General features: G+C 69.0%; 14 protein-coding genes. 10 read left to right on the top strand and 4 right to left on the bottom strand.

Annotated elements, in window-relative coordinates:
* Nucleotides 1-7: 7 nt before the first annotated feature.
* Complete coding sequence (locus tag AZC_RS11460; protein ID WP_043879252.1) at nucleotides 8-1,135, bottom strand: ABC transporter permease; 1,128 nt, start codon at nucleotides 1,133-1,135, stop codon at nucleotides 8-10.
* A 144-nt stretch (nucleotides 1,136-1,279) separates the two neighbouring features.
* Here AZC_RS11460 and dgcA point away from each other — a divergent pair, with 144 nt between their 5' ends.
* Nucleotides 1,280-2,257 (top strand): N-acetyl-D-Glu racemase DgcA, encoded by a 978-nt coding sequence (dgcA, locus tag AZC_RS11455; RefSeq protein WP_012170739.1) that lies wholly within the window; start codon nucleotides 1,280-1,282, stop codon nucleotides 2,255-2,257.
* Here the strand turns inward: dgcA and AZC_RS11450 are convergent.
* Entirely contained in the window at nucleotides 2,227-3,390 is a 1,164-nt protein-coding gene (locus tag AZC_RS11450) for an MFS transporter (RefSeq protein WP_012170738.1), read from the bottom strand. The two genes, dgcA and AZC_RS11450, sit on opposite strands and share 31 nt — an antisense overlap.
* A 50-nt stretch (nucleotides 3,391-3,440) precedes the next feature.
* On the bottom strand, nucleotides 3,441-4,196 hold the full coding sequence (tpiA, locus tag AZC_RS11445) for a triose-phosphate isomerase (RefSeq protein WP_043879251.1): 756 nt from the start codon (nucleotides 4,194-4,196) through the stop codon (nucleotides 3,441-3,443).
* A 177-nt stretch (nucleotides 4,197-4,373) separates the two neighbouring features.
* Here tpiA and AZC_RS11440 point away from each other — a divergent pair, with 177 nt between their 5' ends.
* From AZC_RS11440 to lexA, 9 genes are all read left to right on the top strand, one after another.
* On the top strand, nucleotides 4,374-6,266 hold the full coding sequence (locus tag AZC_RS11440; protein ID WP_043879250.1) for a SurA N-terminal domain-containing protein: 1,893 nt from the start codon (nucleotides 4,374-4,376) through the stop codon (nucleotides 6,264-6,266).
* A gap of 11 nt (nucleotides 6,267-6,277) precedes the next feature.
* Nucleotides 6,278-7,792, top strand: coding sequence for an anthranilate synthase component I (trpE, locus tag AZC_RS11435; RefSeq protein ID WP_012170735.1), 1,515 nt, complete (start codon nucleotides 6,278-6,280; stop codon nucleotides 7,790-7,792).
* A 143-nt stretch (nucleotides 7,793-7,935) separates the two neighbouring features.
* Nucleotides 7,936-8,538, top strand: a complete 603-nt coding sequence (locus tag AZC_RS11430) for an anthranilate synthase component II (RefSeq protein WP_012170734.1) — start codon at nucleotides 7,936-7,938, stop codon at nucleotides 8,536-8,538.
* A gap of 4 nt (nucleotides 8,539-8,542) precedes the next feature.
* Nucleotides 8,543-9,577: an anthranilate phosphoribosyltransferase gene (gene trpD, locus AZC_RS11425; protein WP_012170733.1), complete on the top strand. Its 1,035-nt coding sequence runs from the start codon at nucleotides 8,543-8,545 to the stop codon at nucleotides 9,575-9,577.
* A complete protein-coding gene (gene trpC / locus AZC_RS11420) occupies nucleotides 9,574-10,365 on the top strand; it encodes an indole-3-glycerol phosphate synthase TrpC (protein WP_012170732.1) in 792 nt (263 codons plus the stop codon). Before trpD ends, trpC begins: the two co-directional genes overlap by 4 nt.
* A 72-nt stretch (nucleotides 10,366-10,437) precedes the next feature.
* A complete protein-coding gene (locus tag AZC_RS11415) occupies nucleotides 10,438-10,866 on the top strand; it encodes a DUF2147 domain-containing protein (protein ID WP_043880241.1) in 429 nt (142 codons plus the stop codon).
* Nucleotides 10,866-11,342, top strand: coding sequence for a cyclic pyranopterin monophosphate synthase MoaC (gene moaC / locus AZC_RS11410; RefSeq protein ID WP_012170730.1), 477 nt, complete (start codon nucleotides 10,866-10,868; stop codon nucleotides 11,340-11,342). The genes AZC_RS11415 and moaC overlap by 1 nt, the downstream gene beginning before the upstream one ends.
* Nucleotides 11,343-11,344: 2 nt before the next feature.
* Nucleotides 11,345-12,577, top strand: coding sequence for a molybdopterin molybdotransferase MoeA (gene glp / locus AZC_RS11405; RefSeq protein ID WP_043879249.1), 1,233 nt, complete (start codon nucleotides 11,345-11,347; stop codon nucleotides 12,575-12,577).
* A gap of 137 nt (nucleotides 12,578-12,714) precedes the next feature.
* Complete coding sequence (gene lexA, locus AZC_RS11400) at nucleotides 12,715-13,425, top strand: transcriptional repressor LexA (RefSeq protein WP_012170728.1); 711 nt, start codon at nucleotides 12,715-12,717, stop codon at nucleotides 13,423-13,425.
* A gap of 78 nt (nucleotides 13,426-13,503) precedes the next feature.
* Here lexA and AZC_RS11395 read toward each other — a convergent pair whose 3' ends face one another.
* On the bottom strand, nucleotides 13,504-16,353 hold the full coding sequence (locus AZC_RS11395; RefSeq protein ID WP_012170727.1) for a ComEC/Rec2 family competence protein: 2,850 nt from the start codon (nucleotides 16,351-16,353) through the stop codon (nucleotides 13,504-13,506).
* Nucleotides 16,354-16,381 lie beyond the last annotated feature (28 nt).

Below are 16,381 nucleotides of genomic sequence, written 5' to 3'. Positions count from 1 at the left end.
CGCGGCCTCACATATCGATGGATGCGAAGAAGATGGCGAACAATCCGTCCACCACGATCACGAGGAAGATGGCCTTCACCACCGAGGCGGTGGTGTGCTGGCCGAGCGACTCGGCGCTGCCGCCGACCCGCAGGCCCTCCATGCAGCCGACGACGCCGATGATGGCGGCCATGAACGGCGCCTTGATCATGCCCACCTCGAACTGGGCGAGCGTAATGGCGTCCTTCAGGCGGTTGATGAAGACGTCCGGGGCGATGCCGCCGTAGAACCAGGCGACCAGCCCGCCGCCGATCATCGCCGCCATGGAGCCGACGAAGGTCAGCAGCGGCAGACAGATGATGAGTGCCAGAAGGCGCGGCACCACCAGCACCTCCACCGGGTCGAAGCCCATGACGCGGAGCGCGTCCACTTCCTCGCGCATGCGCATGGAGCCGAGCTCGGCCGTATAGGCGCTGCCCGACCGGCCCGCGATCATGATGGAGACGATGAGCACGCCCAGTTCGCGCAGCACTAGCACGCCCACCATGTCGACCACATAGATGTCGGCCCCGAAGCGGCGGAAGTTGAATATGCCCTGCTGGGCGATGATGCAGCCGATGAGGAAGGTGATGAGGATGATGATGGGCATCGCGCGGAAGCCCACGCGGTCCATCTGGTTGACCATGGAGGTGAACCGGAACGAGCGCGGGCGCGTGAGCACGCGCCCGAAGGCTGCCACCACGGCGCCGACGAAGTTCAGCAGCGAGACCGCGTCTTCGGTGATGACCACCATCTCCCGGCCGATGCGCTCGAATACGCCCGGCGGCTTGCGCTCGGGCGGCGGCGGCTCGCGGCCGGTGCGGGTCATCTCCTCGATGAGGACGGAATAAGCGGGATTGAGGCCGACGATCTGCGGCTCCACGCCCTTTTCCTGCCAGACGCGGCGCAGACGCTCCAGCAGCAGGGCACCGAAGGTGTCCATGCGGTCGAGCCGGGAGAGGTCGATTTCGACCGCCTTCGCCTCGCCATAGTGGGACGCGACCTGCATGACGGCCTGCTCCAGGCTGTCCGCATATTCGGACGTCCAGGCCCCCTGCCCTTCGACCTTGATATGGTCGCCTTCGGCATGGACATCGAGGAGCGAGGCGTCGGCCACTCTGGTCTCCGGCGTGGATCTGGTCGCTTGAGGCACAAGCGTCCCCATGCTCATACTCGCCCGGCCTTCCGGCGTCGAGATGCTGCGGCTGCGCAGCACGCAGCGTCAGCCCGTTTCTTTCAGTGTGAACAGCGCTTTAACCAAATGCCCCAACTCAGTGTCCGCGTCGAACGCTTTCCCATCGCCGGAACCTTCACCATTGCCCGCGGCTCCAAGACCGAAGCGGTCGTGGTGGTGGCCCGGCTGGAGGCGGACGGCCGCGCCGGCGAGGGCGAGTGCGTGCCCTATGCCCGCTATGGCGAGACCGTCGAAGGGACGGTCAAGACCTTGGAGGATTTGGCGAAAGCGGTATCTGACGGCCTTGATCGGACGGCCCTGCAGGGCGCCGTTCCCGCCGGTGCCGCCCGAAACGCACTCGACTGCGCCTTCTGGGATCTGGAGGCCAAGACGCACGGCACTCCTGTCGCGAGCCGCCTCGGCCTCGTCCCGCCCGCCCCCTTGGTGACCGCTTATACGCTCAGCCTTGATTCGCCCGAGGCCATGGCCCGTGCGGCCAGGGCGGCCGGCCGCCCCCTGCTCAAGCTGAAGCTCGGAGCGGAAGGCGACGAAGAGCGACTTGCCGCGATCCGCGCAGCCGTGCCGCAGGCGCGCCTCATCGTCGATGCCAATGAGGGCTGGTCGCCGGATACGCTGGAGGCGCGCATGGCGGCCTGCGCCCGCTTCGGGGTCGAACTCATCGAGCAGCCTTTGCCCGCCGACAATGATGCGATGTTGGCGCAGGTGAAGCGCCCCGTCACCATATGCGCCGACGAGAGCGTGCACGACCGTCACGGCCTTGCCGCCCTGCGCGATCGCTATGATGCCATCAACATCAAGCTCGACAAGGCGGGCGGCCTCACGGAAGCGCTTGCATTGGCGCAGGAGGGCGAGGCGCTCGGCTTCAAACTGATGGTCGGCTGCATGCTGGCAACATCTCTCGCCATGGCGCCGGCTCTCCTGTTGGCCCAGAAGGCGCAGGTGGTGGACCTCGACGGGCCTCTGCTGCTCGCCCGCGACCGGCAGCCGGGCATCCGATACGACGGCGCCCTCGCCTACCCCCCGACGCCCGACCTCTGGGGCTGAAGCGCGGCGGAGGCAAGCGCCGCCACCAGGCCCACAGCACCGAGCGCCACAGAGAGATAAAATGCGTTCGCCCCGAAGGCCTGGAAGAGCGGCCCTGACGCGACGCTCGCTGCCGCCATGGCAAGGCTCACCGTCCAGCCGGCCAGGGACTGAACGGTTGCCGCCCGATGCTCGGGCACGGCGCGGGCCACCAGTTCCACGAGGCCAAGATAGGTGGCGCCAAAGGTCGCGCCATGCAGCAGTTGCAGCGGCAGCAGAAGCGCCAGCGGCAGATCGAACGTCATCGCCCCGAAGCGCACCATTGCCGCCGCACCGCCGATGGCCAGCAACAGAGCCGGCGGCAGGCGCCGCAGCACCCGCGTGCCGAAGTGGAACAGCACGATTTCCGAGACGACGCCAAGAGCCCAGAGCATCCCGATGGTGCCGAGCGACAGGCCCTGCTTCTGCCAGGTGACGGAGCCGAAGGCATAGAGCACCGCATGGCTCGCCTGCACGCTGGCCGCCGCCAGAATGCCGATGACGAGCGCCGTCCGCGCCCGCGGCACGCTGACGTGAAGCCCCGCCGCAGCAGGCGGGCGGGGCATCTCTGGCAGCATCACCAAGGTGAGCAGGAAGGCCGCGTGCCCCGCGAGCATGAGCGGCACGGTGACGCCCGCGCCCGCCGCACCCACGAGCCATCCACCGAGAAGATTGGCGAGGATGAAGGAGGCCGAGCCCCACATGCGGCTGCGGCCATAATCCACGCGCTTCGCCCGCGCCTGCCGGCTCGCATAGGCGTCCAGCAGCGGAAAGGACGGGTTCCACGCCATGGCGGCAAGGCCGAGGATGAGGAAGATCGCCACCGCGCCGGAGGCGAGAACCAGCGCGCTCATCACCAGCAGCGTCAGTGCCGCAAGCAGCAGCAGGACCGCGCGCGGCTTGCCGATGCGATCGGAAAGCCAACCCAGTATTGGCGTCGCGAGAAGGCGGGTGGTCAGCGGAACGGCCAGGGCGGTGCCGATCTCGCCGGGCGAGAGCCCGCGTTCCCCGAGCCAGAGCGGGAAGAAGGGCATGTAGACGCCGAGGGCGAAGAACAGGCCCGCATAGGCGGCCGGCAAGGCCAGCCGAACCCGTTCCTGCCCCTCACCGCTCATGCCGACCTCGGATCCGGGAAATCATGAAGGCCGCGCATGCGGCCCGGCCCTCAGAGATAGGTGCGCGCGATGGCGAGAAAGTCCGCCGCCTTGAGGCTGGCGCCGCCGACGAGGGCGCCGTCCACATCGGCCGCGCCCAGCAGAGCCTTGGCGTTCTCAGGCTTCACGGAGCCGCCATAGAGGATGCGCATGCCGCCCGCCGCCGCGCCGAAGCGCTCGGCCAGCACGGAGCGGACAATGCCGTGGACTTCCGCCACATCGGCCGGCGTCGGCACGAGGCCGGTGCCGATGGCCCAGATGGGCTCGTAGGCGACAACCGTATTGGACGACGTCGCGCCATCCGGCACCGAGCCGCGCACCTGAGCCGCCACGACCGCGCCGTGCTCGCCCGCCCGACGCTGAGCCTCGCTCTCGCCGACGCAGATGACGGCCACGAGCCCGGCGCGCCAAGCGGCTTCCGCCTTGGCCCGGACATCGGCATCGCTCTCGTGGTGGTCGGCCCGGCGCTCGGAATGGCCGACGATCACCGCCTTGGCGCCGGCATCCGCCAGCATCTCGGCGGAGATGTCGCCGGTATGGGCGCCGCTCGCCTTGGCGTGGCAGTCCTGACCGCCCACAAGGATACGGCCGTCCGCGAGGGTCGCGGCCTGCGCCAGCACGGTGGCGGGCGGGCACAGGAGCAGATCGATCTTGCCCGCAAGGGCCGCATTATAACCGGCCGCGATCGCGCCGATTTCCGCCGTGGACGCCTTCAGCCCGTTCATCTTCCAATTTCCGGCAACGAGGGGGCGGCGTTCGGCGGACATCATCATCTCCAGCTTGCGGTGCCGCCCCGTTAGCAGAGCCGGCCGGAAGCCGCAAACCGTGACCGCAAAAAGGCTGGTAGCAGGGGGCGCGAGCGCCGTTGCGGCGGCGGGTCCCCCTCCCTATGATGCGCGCCTTCCGCGCCGGCCCTGCCGGTGCTCCTCGAACCAGACCGAACGATGGTACTCCAGAATCTCCGCAAGGGCGCATCCGGCCTGATCGCCAAGGTCTTCCTCCTCGTGCTGACGGTCAGCTTCGTCCTCTGGGGTATCTCCGGCGTCTTCACCAATTACAGCACCGGCACGGTGGCGGAGATCGGCGGCACGCAGATCTCGACCGACGCCTATCGCCAGCAGTATCTGGACCAGATCCAGCGCATCGGCCGGCAGGCCGGCCGGGCGATCACGCCCGATCAGGCGCGCGCCTTCGGTTTCGACCGTCAGGTGCTGAATCAGATGATCACCGAGGCGACGCTGGACGAGGCAGCCCGCAAGCTCGGCCTCGGCATGTCCGACGCCCTGATCGCGGACAGCATCCGCGACAATCCGGCCCTGCGGCCGCCGGGGGCGACGGCCTTCGATCCCGCCTATTTCCAGCAGCTTCTCCAGGCCAACGGGCTCACCGAGCAGCGCTTCCTCGCCTCCGAGCGCAAGCGCGTGCTGCGCCAGCAGCTCATCGAATCGCTGGGCGGCGCCCGCGCGCCCGAGGTGCTGAAGACGGCGGTGCACAGCTTCGAGAATGAGGAGCGCGCGGTCTCCTATCTGGACGTGACCTCCAGCTCCGTGCCCGCCCCGGCCGCGCCCACGGACGAACAGCTCAAGGCCTATTATGACGGCCACAAGGTGGTGTTCCGCGCGCCGGAATATCGCAAGCTGACGCTGCTCGTGCTCACGCCCGCGACGCTGGCGCCGTGGATCCAGATTTCGGATGCCGACGCCAAGGCCGCCTACGACCGCAACGCCGCCCGCTTCGGCACGCCCGAACAGCGCGACGTGCAGCAGATCGTGTTCCCCAGTGAGGCGGATGCGAAGGCGGCGCTGGACAAGATCAAGGGTGGCACGAGCTTCGCTGACATCGCCAAGGCGCGCGGCCTCTCCGACAAGGACACCAACCTCGGCCTCGTGGCGAAGTCCGCCATCATCGATCCCAAGGTTGCAGACGCCGCCTTCGCCCTTCCAGCGGACGGCACGTCCGATCCGGTACAGGGCCGCTTTGGCTATGCGCTGGTGCATGTGACGACGATCGTTCCCGCGACCGTCAAGCCCTTCGCGGAAGTGGAAGCAGGCCTGCGGCGCGATCTCGCTCTGGAGCGCGCGCGGCGGGAGCTTCTGGACAAGCACGATGCCATCGAAGACGAGCGCTCCTCCGGCGCCTCGCTCAGCGAGACGGCGCAGAAGCTCGGTCTCACGCCCGAGGTGGTCGATGCGGTGGACCGCTCGGGCCGCGAGCCCTCCGGCGCCGAGGTCACCGACATTCCCGACCGCGTCAATGTGCTGAGTGCCGCCTTCTCCAGCCGGCCGGGCGTCGACAACGATCCGATCCAGCTGGCGCAGAACGGCGGCTATGTGTGGTTCGACGTGAACGAGGTCACCCCCTCCCGCGAGCGTCCCTTCGACGAGGTGCGCGAGCAGGTGGCGTCCCGCTGGAGCGAGGACGAGGTGGTCAGGGCGGTTGAAGCCAAGGCCAAGGGTCTGCTGACGGAACTCGAGGCCGGCAAGTCCATGGCGGACGTGGCCAGCGCCAACGGCCTTGAGGTCAAGACCGCCAGCGGCCTGAAACGCGGCCGCGCCGAGGGCGACTTCACCACCGAAGCGGTGGCCAAGGTGTTCGGCGTGGCGCTCAACGGCTATGGCGTCGCACTCGGCACCGCCAATGCCGAGCAACTGGTGTTCCAGGTGACGAAGGTGGAATCGCCGCCGAGCGCCAACGACATCCGGATCGACAACCAGCTCCAGCAGCAGGTGGAGAACGACATTCTCCAGCAGTATCTGACAGCCCTGCAGGGCCAGATCGGCCTCACCATCAACCAGCGCGCGGTGCAGCAGGCGGTCGGCGCCAATCAGGTCAACTGAGGGAGCGTGGCATGAGCGCACCGACCTCGTTCGACGGCTTCGCCGCCCGCTACGCGCGGGGCGAGGCCCAGGTAGTCAGCACCACGCTGGTCGCCGACCTCGAAACGCCCGTCTCGGCCTTCCTCAAGATCGCCGGTGACAAGGCCAATGCCTTCCTGCTGGAATCGGTGGAAGGCGGCGAGACCCGCGGGCGCTATTCGATGATCGGCCTCGAGCCGGACGTGATCTGGCGCAGCAATCGTGCGAAGGCCGAGATCAACCGCCACGCGCTCACCGACACCGAGACCTTCGAGCCCTGCCCCGAAGCTCCGCTGGCCGCGCTGCGCAGCCTTTTGGCCGAATCGCGCATCGAGCTGCCTGAGGGCGCCCCCCCCATGGCGGCCGGGGTGTTCGGCTATCTCGGCTACGACATGGTGCGGCAGATGGAGCTGAAACTCGGCCCCGCCAAGGCCGACCCCATCGGCGTGCCGGAAGCTTTGCTCATCCGCCCGACCATCATGGTGGTGTTCGATGCGGTGAAGGACGAGATCACCGCCGTCACCCCCGTGCGGCCGAAGCCCGGCGTTTCCGCGACTGCCGCCTTCGAGGCCGCGCTCGCCCGCCTCGACCGGGTGACGCTGGCGCTGGAACAGCCCATCGCCCATCCGGCGCCCGAGCCCTTCCATGGTGCGGTGGAGGCCACCTCCAACACCACGGAAGCCGACTTCTGCGCCATGGTGGAAAAGGCCAAGGACTACATCCGGGCCGGCGACATCTTCCAGGTGGTGCTCTCGCAGCGCTTCGAGAGTCCCTTCACCCTGCCGCCCTTCGCGCTCTACCGCGCGCTGCGACGGATCAATCCCGCGCCCTTCCTTGTCTATCTGAACTTCGCCGACTTCTCGGTGGTCTGCTCCAGCCCCGAGATCCTCGTGCGGCTGCGCGACGGCAAGGTCACCATCCGCCCCATCGCCGGCACCCGCCGCCGGGGCGCAAGCCCGACCGAGGACGAGGCGCTCGCGACCGAGCTTCTGGCCGATCCGAAGGAGCGGGCCGAGCATCTCATGCTGCTCGACCTCGGCCGCAACGACACCGGCCGCGTCTCGAAGATCGGGACCGTGAAGGTGACGGACAGCTTCTTCATCGAGCGCTACAGCCAGGTCATGCACATCGTCTCCAATGTGGAGGGCGAGGTGGACCCGCGCTTCGACGCGCTGGACGCGCTGGCGGCGGGCTTCCCGGCCGGGACGGTCTCGGGCGCGCCCAAGGTGCGGGCCATGGAGATCATCGACGAGCTGGAGCGCGACAAGCGCGGCATCTACGCCGGCGCCATCGGCTATTTCGGCGCCAATGGCGAGATGGACACCTGCATCGTCCTGCGCACCGCCATCGTGAAGGACGGGCGCATGTATGTGCAGGCCGGTGCCGGCCTCGTCTATGACAGCGTGCCTTTGAGCGAGCATCAGGAGTGCGTCAACAAGGCCAAGGCCCTGTTCCGCGCCGGAGAGGAAGCGGTGCGCTTTGCGGCGCGGGCGGGGCGCGGCCAATGAGGCGCGCCGGGCTCCCCACACCGGAAGGGCGATGGCGCGGCGCTTGACCCTATGAACGCCGCCACGCTTTAACCCTTGTCCGGAGCGCCAGGCCTCGCCCATGCGAGGGGCGCCGTCCGGATCCGCCGGACGCTGGAGCCGCCATGACCGCCGTCACGCTGATCGATAATTACGACAGCTTCACCTACAACCTCTGGCACTATCTCGGCGAACTCGGTGCCACCGTGACCGTGCGCCGCAACGACGCCATGGACGTGGAAGGCATCCTCGGCGAGAAGCCGGACGCCATCGTGCTCTCTCCCGGCCCCTGCACGCCCAATGAGGCGGGCATCTGCTGCGACCTGATCGCCAAAGCCAGCGACACCGTGCCCATGTTCGGCGTCTGCCTCGGCCATCAGGCCATCGGTCAGGTGTTCGGTGGTGACGTGGTGCGCGCACCCACCCCCATGCACGGCAAGATGTCCGAGATCCTGCACGAGGGCCGCTCGGTCTTCCGCGGGCTCAACCATTCCTTCCAGGCGACCCGGTACCACTCGCTCATCGTGGCGCGCGAGACGCTGCCCGCCGATCTGGAAGTGACGGCCCACACGGCCGACGGCCTCATCATGGGCCTCGCCCACCGCACCCGGCCGGTGCACGGGGTGCAGTTCCATCCCGAGAGCATCGCCTCCGAGAATGGCCATGCGCTGATGCGCAACTTCCTCGACATCGCCACCGCGTTCAACGCCGCGCGCGCCAAGGACTGACCCGATGGAACGCTTCCGCCCCCTCCTGAACAAGGTCGCCATGGGCACGGCGCTCAACCGCGACGAGGCGGCCTACGCCTTCGACAAGATGATGTCCGGCGAGACGACGCCCTCGCAGATGGGCGCGCTGCTCATGGGCCTGCGGGTGCGCGGGGAGACGGTGGACGAGATCGTCGGCGCCGTCTCCGTCATGCGCGCCAAGATGCTGACCGTGGACGCCCCCGTCGGATCGGTGGACGTGGTGGGCACGGGCGGCGACGCTTCGGGCTCCTACAACATCTCCACCTGCGCCTCCTTCATCGTCGCGGGCGCCGGCGTGCCGGTGGCCAAGCACGGCAACCGCGCGCTTTCCTCCAAGTCCGGCGCGGCGGATGTGCTGGCAGCGTTGGGCGTGCGCATTGACCTCGCGCCCGCCGCCATCTCGCGCTGCATTGCGGAGACCGGCATCGGCTTCATGTTCGCGCCGACGCATCATCCGGCCATGAAGAACGTCGGCCCGACGCGCGTGGAGCTGGGCACCCGCACCATATTCAACCTGCTCGGCCCGCTCTCCAATCCGGCCGGCGTCAAGCGCCAGATGGTGGGCGTGTTCGCCAAAGCCTGGCTTTCGCCGCTGGCCGAGGTGCTCAAAGCCCTCGGTTCCGAGCGCGCCTGGGTGGTGCACGGCTCCGATGGCCTCGACGAGATCACCATTTCGGGCACGACGGACGTGGCAAGCCTCGAAGACGGGCGCGTGCACACGTTCGAGATCAGCCCGGAGGACGTGGGCCTGACCCGCGCCGCACCGGAAGCGCTGCGCGGCGGGGATGCCGAGCACAATGCAGCGGCATTGCGCGCCGTGCTTGAGGGCGCCCCCGGCGCCTATCGCGACGTCGCCGTCATGAATGCCGGCGCCGCCCTCCTCATTTCCGGCCGCGCCGCCTCCTTGCGCGACGGAGTGGACATGGCCAAGGCCAGCATCGATAGCGGCGCCGCCAAGGCGAAGCTTGATCAACTTGCCCGCGCCACGCAGGCGCTCGCCCCGCAGGTGGACGCATGAGCGACATTCTTTCCCGCATCGAGACCTACAAGCGCGCCGAGATCGAAGCCGCCCGCGCCGCGCGTCCGCAGGCCGAGACCGAGGCGGCCGCCCGCGCCGCTGATCCCGTGCGCCCCTTCGCCAAGGCGCTGGAGGCGAAGATCGCCGCCGGCCAGACGGCTCTGATCGCCGAGATCAAGAAGGCAAGCCCTTCCAAGGGCCTCATCCGTCCGGATTTCGATCCGCCGGTGCTGGCCCGCGCCTATGAGGACGGGGGCGCGGCCTGCCTCTCCATCCTGACCGACGGCCCTTCTTTCCAGGGCGCGCCGGAATATCTCATCGCCGCCCGCGCGCAGGTAAGCCTGCCGGTGCTGCGCAAGGACTTCCTGTTCGACACCTATCAGGTGGCGGAAGCCCGCGCGTGGGGCGCCGACTGCATCCTCGTCATCATGGCCGCCGTGGATGACGCGCTCGCCCGCGACCTTGTGGAGGCGGCGACCGATTTCGGCATGGATTCGATCATCGAGGTGCATGACGAAGCCGAGCTCGACCGGGCGCTGGCTCTGCCCTCAAAGCTCATCGGCATTAACAACCGCAACCTGCGCACCTTCGAGACGACGCTCGCCACCTCCGGCCGCCTCGCCCCGCGCGTGCCGAAGGACCGCATCGTCATCGGCGAGAGCGGCATCTTCACGCATGCGGACGTGAAGCTGCTCCGGCAGGTGGGCATCGCCAGCATTCTCGTGGGCGAAAGCCTGATGCGGCAGGAGGATGTCACCTCCGCCACCCGCACGCTGCTGAACGGCTGACTTCCGGCGCGGAACGGCCGGGGGCATACTGGCCCCGAGGCCGCCGCAAGATGCGGCCCCTGGGAGATGCGCATGAAGACGATGGGAATTCTGGCCGCTGGCGCCATTCTGGGCCTTGCGGGACTGACGCTGCCGGCCGCGGCCGCGGACGTGACAGGCCTGTGGGCGACACCGGTGCATGGCGGACAGGTGGAGATCAGCAAGTGCGGCGCCTCCGTGTGCGGCCGCATCGTGACCTCCGAGGGCATCAAGGCCGATCCGAACCTCAAGGACACGAAGAATTCGGATGCCGCCAAGCGCGACCGCGTGCTGAAGGGCCTGCAGATTCTCGGCGGCTTCTCCGGCGGCCCCACGGAATGGACAGGCGGGCAGATTTACAATGCCGATGACGGCAAGACCTACAGCGCCTCGCTGACGCTGGATGGTGACAACACGCTCAAGGTGCGCGGCTGCATCGTCGTGCCCTTGTGCCAGACCCAGACCTGGACCAGGGTCCGCTGATGACGCGCCTCACCCACCTCGATTCCACCGGCGCCGCGCGCATGGTGGACGTGTCCGACAAGCCTTCCACCACGCGCGAGGCGCTGGCGGAAGGACAGGTGGTGATGGCCCCCGAGACCCTCGCGCTCATCCAGTCCGGCAATGCCAAGAAGGGCGACGTGCTCGGCGTCGCCCGCATCGCCGGCATCATGGCTTCCAAGCGCACCCATGAGCTCATCCCCCTCTGCCATCCCCTCATGCTGAGCAAGGTGGAAGTGGAAGTGACCCCAGACGAAGCCCTGCCCGGTCTTCATGTGGTGGCGCGAGTGAAGACCGCCGGCCAGACCGGCGTCGAGATGGAGGCGCTGACGGCCGTCTCCGTCGCCTGCCTCACCATCTATGACATGGCCAAGGCCGCCGATCGCGGCATGCGCATCGAGAACATCCGCCTGCTTGAAAAATCCGGCGGCCGCTCGGGCGACTGGCGCGCGGCGTGAACATGACCGGCACGCCCAAGAAGGCCCCGCTCATGCCGGTGGCCGACGCCCTCGCGCTCATCACGCGCGATCTCGATGTTCTGGCAACCGAGATGGTGCCGGTGGCCGAAGCCGTGGGCCGCGTGCTCGCGGCCCCGCTCGCCGCCCGCCGCAGCCAGCCGGGTGCCGACATGTCGGCCATGGACGGCTATGCCTTCGCCTATCCCGACACGCTGGACATCCCGCTGACCCTGAAGGTGGTGGGCGAATCGGCCGCTGGCCGCGCCTTCGACGGCGCCGTGCGGCCGGGAGAAGCCACGCGTATCTTCACCGGCGGCGTCGTGCCGCCCGGCGCAGACACCGTGGTCATCCAGGAGAACACCACGCGGGAGGGTGACAGCGTCACCATCACCGTGCCGCTCGCCAAGGGCCGCAATGTGCGCAAGGCCGGCTTTGACTTCGCCGCCGGCACCGCTCTCTTGCCGGCCGGCCGGCGGCTGAATGCCCGCGACGTGATGCTCGCTGCCGCCGCCGATCACGCGTCCCTACCGGTGGTGCGCCGGCCGCGGGTGGGAATCATCCAGACGGGCGATGAGTTGGTCTATCCGGGACAGGCCACGGGCCTCCTCTCGGAAGTGGTGGTCTCCAACGTCTATGGCCTTGCGGCGCTGGCGCGCGAAGCGGGCGCGGAGGTGATCGACCTCGGCCTCGTGCGCGACGGCATGGACGAGACCCGCGCCGCCATAAGCCGCGCCCGTGACCTCGGCATCGACGTGCTCGTCTCCTCTGGCGGCGCTTCCGTGGGCGAGCATGATCTGATGGCCCCGGCGCTGAAGGCCGAGGGCATCGCGCTCGCCGTGCACAAGATCGCCTTGCGCCCCGGCAAGCCGCTGATGTTCGGCGCGGGCGGCAACATGCGGGCCCTCGGCCTGCCGGGCAATCCGGTCTCGGCCTATGTGTGCGCCGTGCTCTTCCTCCTGCCCATCCTGAGCCGCCTTCAGGGCGAGGACGCCCCGCTCATGGCGACGCGCCCGGCGCGGCTCGGCACCGCCATGCCGGCCAATGACACGCGCATGGATTTCGTGCGGGCCCGGCTGTCTTTCGAGGACGGGAAAGCCATTGCCCATCCTCTGACCAATCAGGACAGCAGCATGCTTTCGGCTCTCGCCAGCGCCGACTGCCTGCTGATTCGCCCCGCTCATGCGCCCGAGGCGAAGGTGGGCGACCCGTGCGAGATCATCCCGCTCAACGCCTGAGACCGGCGTTTACCCGATGTTGAGGCTTGTGGAACAAACAAGAAACAGGTACATGATGTTCCTGATTTGTTTCGCAGGGCGCGGAGCGGATCGTCTCCCGGTCCGATGGGCCTGGTCGCAAGGGGCGGAACCACACGATGCTCACCCGCAAGCAGTATGATCTTCTGCGCTTCATCCATGAGCGCCTGAAGGAAACGGGCGTGCCTCCCTCCTTCGACGAGATGAAGGAGGCATTGGATCTGCGCTCCAAATCCGGCATCCATCGCCTCATCACGGCCCTTGAGGAACGCGGCTTCATCCGCCGCCTGCCGAACCGCGCGCGGGCGCTGGAAGTGGTGCGCCTGCCAGATAGCGCGGCGCCGGGTCTCGCGGCCGCCCGCAGCGGCGGGCGCGGCTTCTCGCCGAGCGTCATCGAAGGCAGTCTCGGGCGCGTGCGCCCGGTGGTGGATGACGAGGAACCGGCCGCGGTGGTGGCCGTGCCGGTGATGGGCCGCATCGCGGCCGGCTCGCCCATCTCGGCCATCCAGACTCGCAGCAACACGCTCAACCTGCCTCCCGAAATGCTCGGCACGGGCGAGCATTTCGCCCTTGAGGTGCGTGGCGACAGCATGATCGAGGCCGGCATTCTCGACGGCGACACGGTGCTCATCCGCAAGTGCGACACGGCCGACACCGGCGACATCATCGTGGCGCTGGTGGATGACGAGGAAGCCACCCTCAAACGCCTGCGCCGCAAGGGCGCCTCCATCGCCCTTGAGGCGGCCAATCCCGCCTATGAGACGCGCATCTTCGGCCCCGACCGCGTGCGCATCCAGGGGCGGCTCGTGGGGCTCATCCGCCGCTACTGAGGGCGCGTTCGGAAGCGCGGTTTCCGAGAGCCGGATTGTTTTGGGACAGTGAGATGCAGCGGTCCGACGGGCGGACCATCAGGGTTCCTCCTGCGCATCGTCCTCGCTTCGGCGACCGGCTGTCTCCGTATCGACGACGGGCATCGGCAGATCCGGGAGCATTGGCATCCAGGGCCGCTGAACGCCGGCAGGGCGCGTCGGAACCGTTCGCCAGTGCACAGCGAAGGTCCGGCGGATTTGCGCCTGAGAAGGCGCTTGGGTCATGGCGCTCCGCGCCGATTGTCGAGGGGCTGTGTCCGTGGGCCTGTGCGGATGAGCTGACGGCGCGATGGATGTCTGCCTACCCACGGTTGGCTCCTCCTCCACATTTGCGGGCCTGAGAGCCCCGGCATCTGCCACCGGCGGTATCGGCGGCGCTGAGGACATCGGGCGCATCCCGGATCGGGTGCCTCCGTTCCTTGCCGCCCTTATCTCCCGCGCCTTGGCCCAGCGGGCCTGCTGATCGCGCCAGAGCGAGGCCCGGTGATCGGCCGCCATGCGGCGCGGACGCGTGGCCGGCGGCGGACCATCCGGTTCGGCTTGCGCCGATGCGGGTCTCACCTCTGAAGACGAAGCGTCTGTTTCGGACGGCGTTTCAGGACGGAGCTCGGGCGCGGCTGTCGCCTGCACGCTGTTGCCGGATGCAGCCTGTGGCAGCTCCACGGCCGCTGGTGCGGCATCTCCCTTCGCCGGCTGGGGCACACCCGCAACCCGATGCGGGGTGCCCGGCTCCCCTGCCGCCTGCCTGGGTCGATGAAAGAGCGCCAGCGTCCCGGTCCGGCTCATGTCCTGCGGCGTGAACAGGCGGGCGGCGCAGGCCGAAATGTTCTCGGTCGAAGCGACCTCCGCCGTCACCACGAGGCTCGCTTCCCCGCACGCGGCCGGAAGAGCCTCGGCCTTGCGAACCAATACGATCTTCGTGCCGTCCGGGAGCGGCGCCATACAGCGGCGCGCATCGCAGGCAAAACCCTGCGCCAGATCGGGCACCTCCGCCGTGCGCGGATCGGCTTCCTTGCTGAGCCACTGCTCCGCCACCAGCCGCGAACTGCGCGCGCCCGCGATGCTCAGGCGCCCATCGCCCCCGCGCACGGCAACGGTCTGGCCGTTGGCGGCAATCAGCACGTCCGGCCGGGGTGGCGCGCCCAGGAGCAGGAGCGCCGCGACGACGCAGGGCACGGCGGCAAGGCGCAGAAGCCCCCGCAGCAGGCAGAGAGCCAGCAAAGCGAGTGTCGCAAAGGCGGCAGTGCCCGCCCCCACCCAATCGGTGCGCATGTCGGCACCGGGCAGGGCCGCAACCACGTCCGACACCTTCACCATGATGTCGATGCCGAGACCCATCACCGGCCAGGCGATGAAATCCCAGCCGAACGGCAGGAGAAGGACCCCGAGCAGGCCGAAGGGCATGACGAGGAACTCCACCGCCGGCATGGCCGCGAGGTTGGAGAGGAGGCCCATGATGCCGAGGCGCTGGAAATGCAGCGCCGCATAGGGCGCCGTCGCCGCCCCGGCGACCACGGAGGTCATGGAGAGGGCGGCCACGAACAGGCCCATGCGCGCCAGCGCCCGCAGCACGAGCGGGCCGGCCGCCGGCCGGGTGCGCAGGCCGGTCCATTGCTCGTAGGCCGCCACCAGCGCCAGCGTCGCGGCGAAAGACATCTGCGTGCCGGGCTCCAGCAAGGATTCGGGGCCGAGCGCCAGCACCAGGACCGCCGCTACCGCCACCGTGCGCAAGGTGAGCGCCGCTCGCCCCGCGATCACGCCCACCAGCACGATGGCGAGCATCCAGAAGGAGCGCTGGGCCGGCCAGTCATTCCCGGAGAGCAGGAGATAGACACCGCTTCCCGCGAGCGCGGTCGCAGCCGCCAGTGACTTGATGGGAAAGCCCAGCGCCAGCGGGGGGAAGGCCGCAAGGCCGCCGCGCACGAGAAAGAAGAGGGTTCCCGCCACCATGGCCATGTGCAGGCCGGAGATGGAGAGCACATGGGTGAGGCCGGAGACCCGCATGCTCTCTTCCACCTGCGGAGAGATGGAAGCACGGTCACCCACGACCAGCGCCACGGCGATGTCGGCGGCGGTGCCGCTGAGCACGGCGCGGATGCGCGCGCCGACCGCCTGACGCACCTCGTCCACGAGGCGCCCCACGCGTACGCTGAAGGGAGCTGGCTCGGCGAGCGCGATGATCCGCGGGCGACCGAGCCCGAATCCCACCGCATCAATGCCGCGGAACCAGATATTGCGGCCGAAGTCATATCCTCCCGGGAGCGCCGCCTCCATGGGCGGCAGCAGGCGGGCCAGAACGGAGACCGGCGTGCCGGCCGCCGGTGCGCTGCCCCGCGCCACCGAGAGCCGCACGAGCTGCGGCTTCACCGCAAGCCCCTTGCCCTCGGCTGTCGTCACCCGCAGCAGAATGCGATCCGCCTTCGCCCGGCGCTCCACCTGCTCCACGAAACCGGAGAGGCGCACCGGTGTCTGCGGCGGCAGGAGCACCGGGTGCGCGATCCATGCGGTGTGGGCGGTGGCGAGGGCGAAACCGCATCCGACCGCGGTTAGCCACAGCAGCAGCGCGAAGGCCACGGGCCGCGCCCGCGCACAAACGCTTGCGACTGCGAGGCCGCTGGCAAGACCGAGGACAGCCGCCAGCGACGGCTCCTCCGCCGCGCCGAAATAGAGAAGGATGCCGCAGCCGAAGCCAACCGGCAGCCAGAGGACCAGCCGGCCGGAAGCCGCCTCGGCACGGATGTCGGCCCACAGGCGGTCGCGCAGGCGGCCGAGGAGGGCACCTGGCCACACGGGGGCGGGGATGAAGACCGGGCGCGCGACCGCGCCGCCGAGCACGCCCGCGCGTGCTTCGGCGGGGCGGCCCCGCGCCCCTGCCCGACCGTCCCCCATCGGCCGTGTTCCTTCGCTCCCGCGCCTA

The sequence above is a fragment of the Azorhizobium caulinodans ORS 571 genome (assembly GCF_000010525.1).
Lineage (GTDB): Bacteria > Pseudomonadota > Alphaproteobacteria > Rhizobiales > Xanthobacteraceae > Azorhizobium > Azorhizobium caulinodans.
The sequence above is the reverse complement of the archived record's forward strand: the minus strand, read 5'-3'. Positions and strand labels throughout refer to the sequence as shown.

What these genes read in the sequence shown, in the direction of transcription:
- dgcA (WP_012170739.1), top strand. Translation starts at nt 1,280, where the DNA reads ATGCCCCAACTCAGTGTCCGCGTCGAACGCTTTCCCATCGCCGGAACC.
- AZC_RS11450 (WP_012170738.1), bottom strand. Translation starts at nt 3,390, where the DNA reads ATGAGCGGTGAGGGGCAGGAACGGGTTCGGCTGGCCTTGCCGGCCGCC.
- tpiA (WP_043879251.1), bottom strand. Translation starts at nt 4,196, where the DNA reads ATGTCCGCCGAACGCCGCCCCCTCGTTGCCGGAAATTGGAAGATGAAC.
- AZC_RS11440 (WP_043879250.1), top strand. Translation starts at nt 4,374, where the DNA reads ATGGTACTCCAGAATCTCCGCAAGGGCGCATCCGGCCTGATCGCCAAG.
- trpE (WP_012170735.1), top strand. Translation starts at nt 6,278, where the DNA reads ATGAGCGCACCGACCTCGTTCGACGGCTTCGCCGCCCGCTACGCGCGG.
- AZC_RS11430 (WP_012170734.1), top strand. Translation starts at nt 7,936, where the DNA reads ATGACCGCCGTCACGCTGATCGATAATTACGACAGCTTCACCTACAAC.
- trpD (WP_012170733.1), top strand. Translation starts at nt 8,543, where the DNA reads ATGGAACGCTTCCGCCCCCTCCTGAACAAGGTCGCCATGGGCACGGCG.
- trpC (WP_012170732.1), top strand. Translation starts at nt 9,574, where the DNA reads ATGAGCGACATTCTTTCCCGCATCGAGACCTACAAGCGCGCCGAGATC.
- AZC_RS11415 (WP_043880241.1), top strand. Translation starts at nt 10,438, where the DNA reads ATGAAGACGATGGGAATTCTGGCCGCTGGCGCCATTCTGGGCCTTGCG.
- moaC (WP_012170730.1), top strand. Translation starts at nt 10,866, where the DNA reads ATGACGCGCCTCACCCACCTCGATTCCACCGGCGCCGCGCGCATGGTG.
- glp (WP_043879249.1), top strand. Translation starts at nt 11,345, where the DNA reads ATGACCGGCACGCCCAAGAAGGCCCCGCTCATGCCGGTGGCCGACGCC.
- lexA (WP_012170728.1), top strand. Translation starts at nt 12,715, where the DNA reads ATGCTCACCCGCAAGCAGTATGATCTTCTGCGCTTCATCCATGAGCGC.
- AZC_RS11395 (WP_012170727.1), bottom strand. Translation starts at nt 16,353, where the DNA reads ATGGGGGACGGTCGGGCAGGGGCGCGGGGCCGCCCCGCCGAAGCACGC.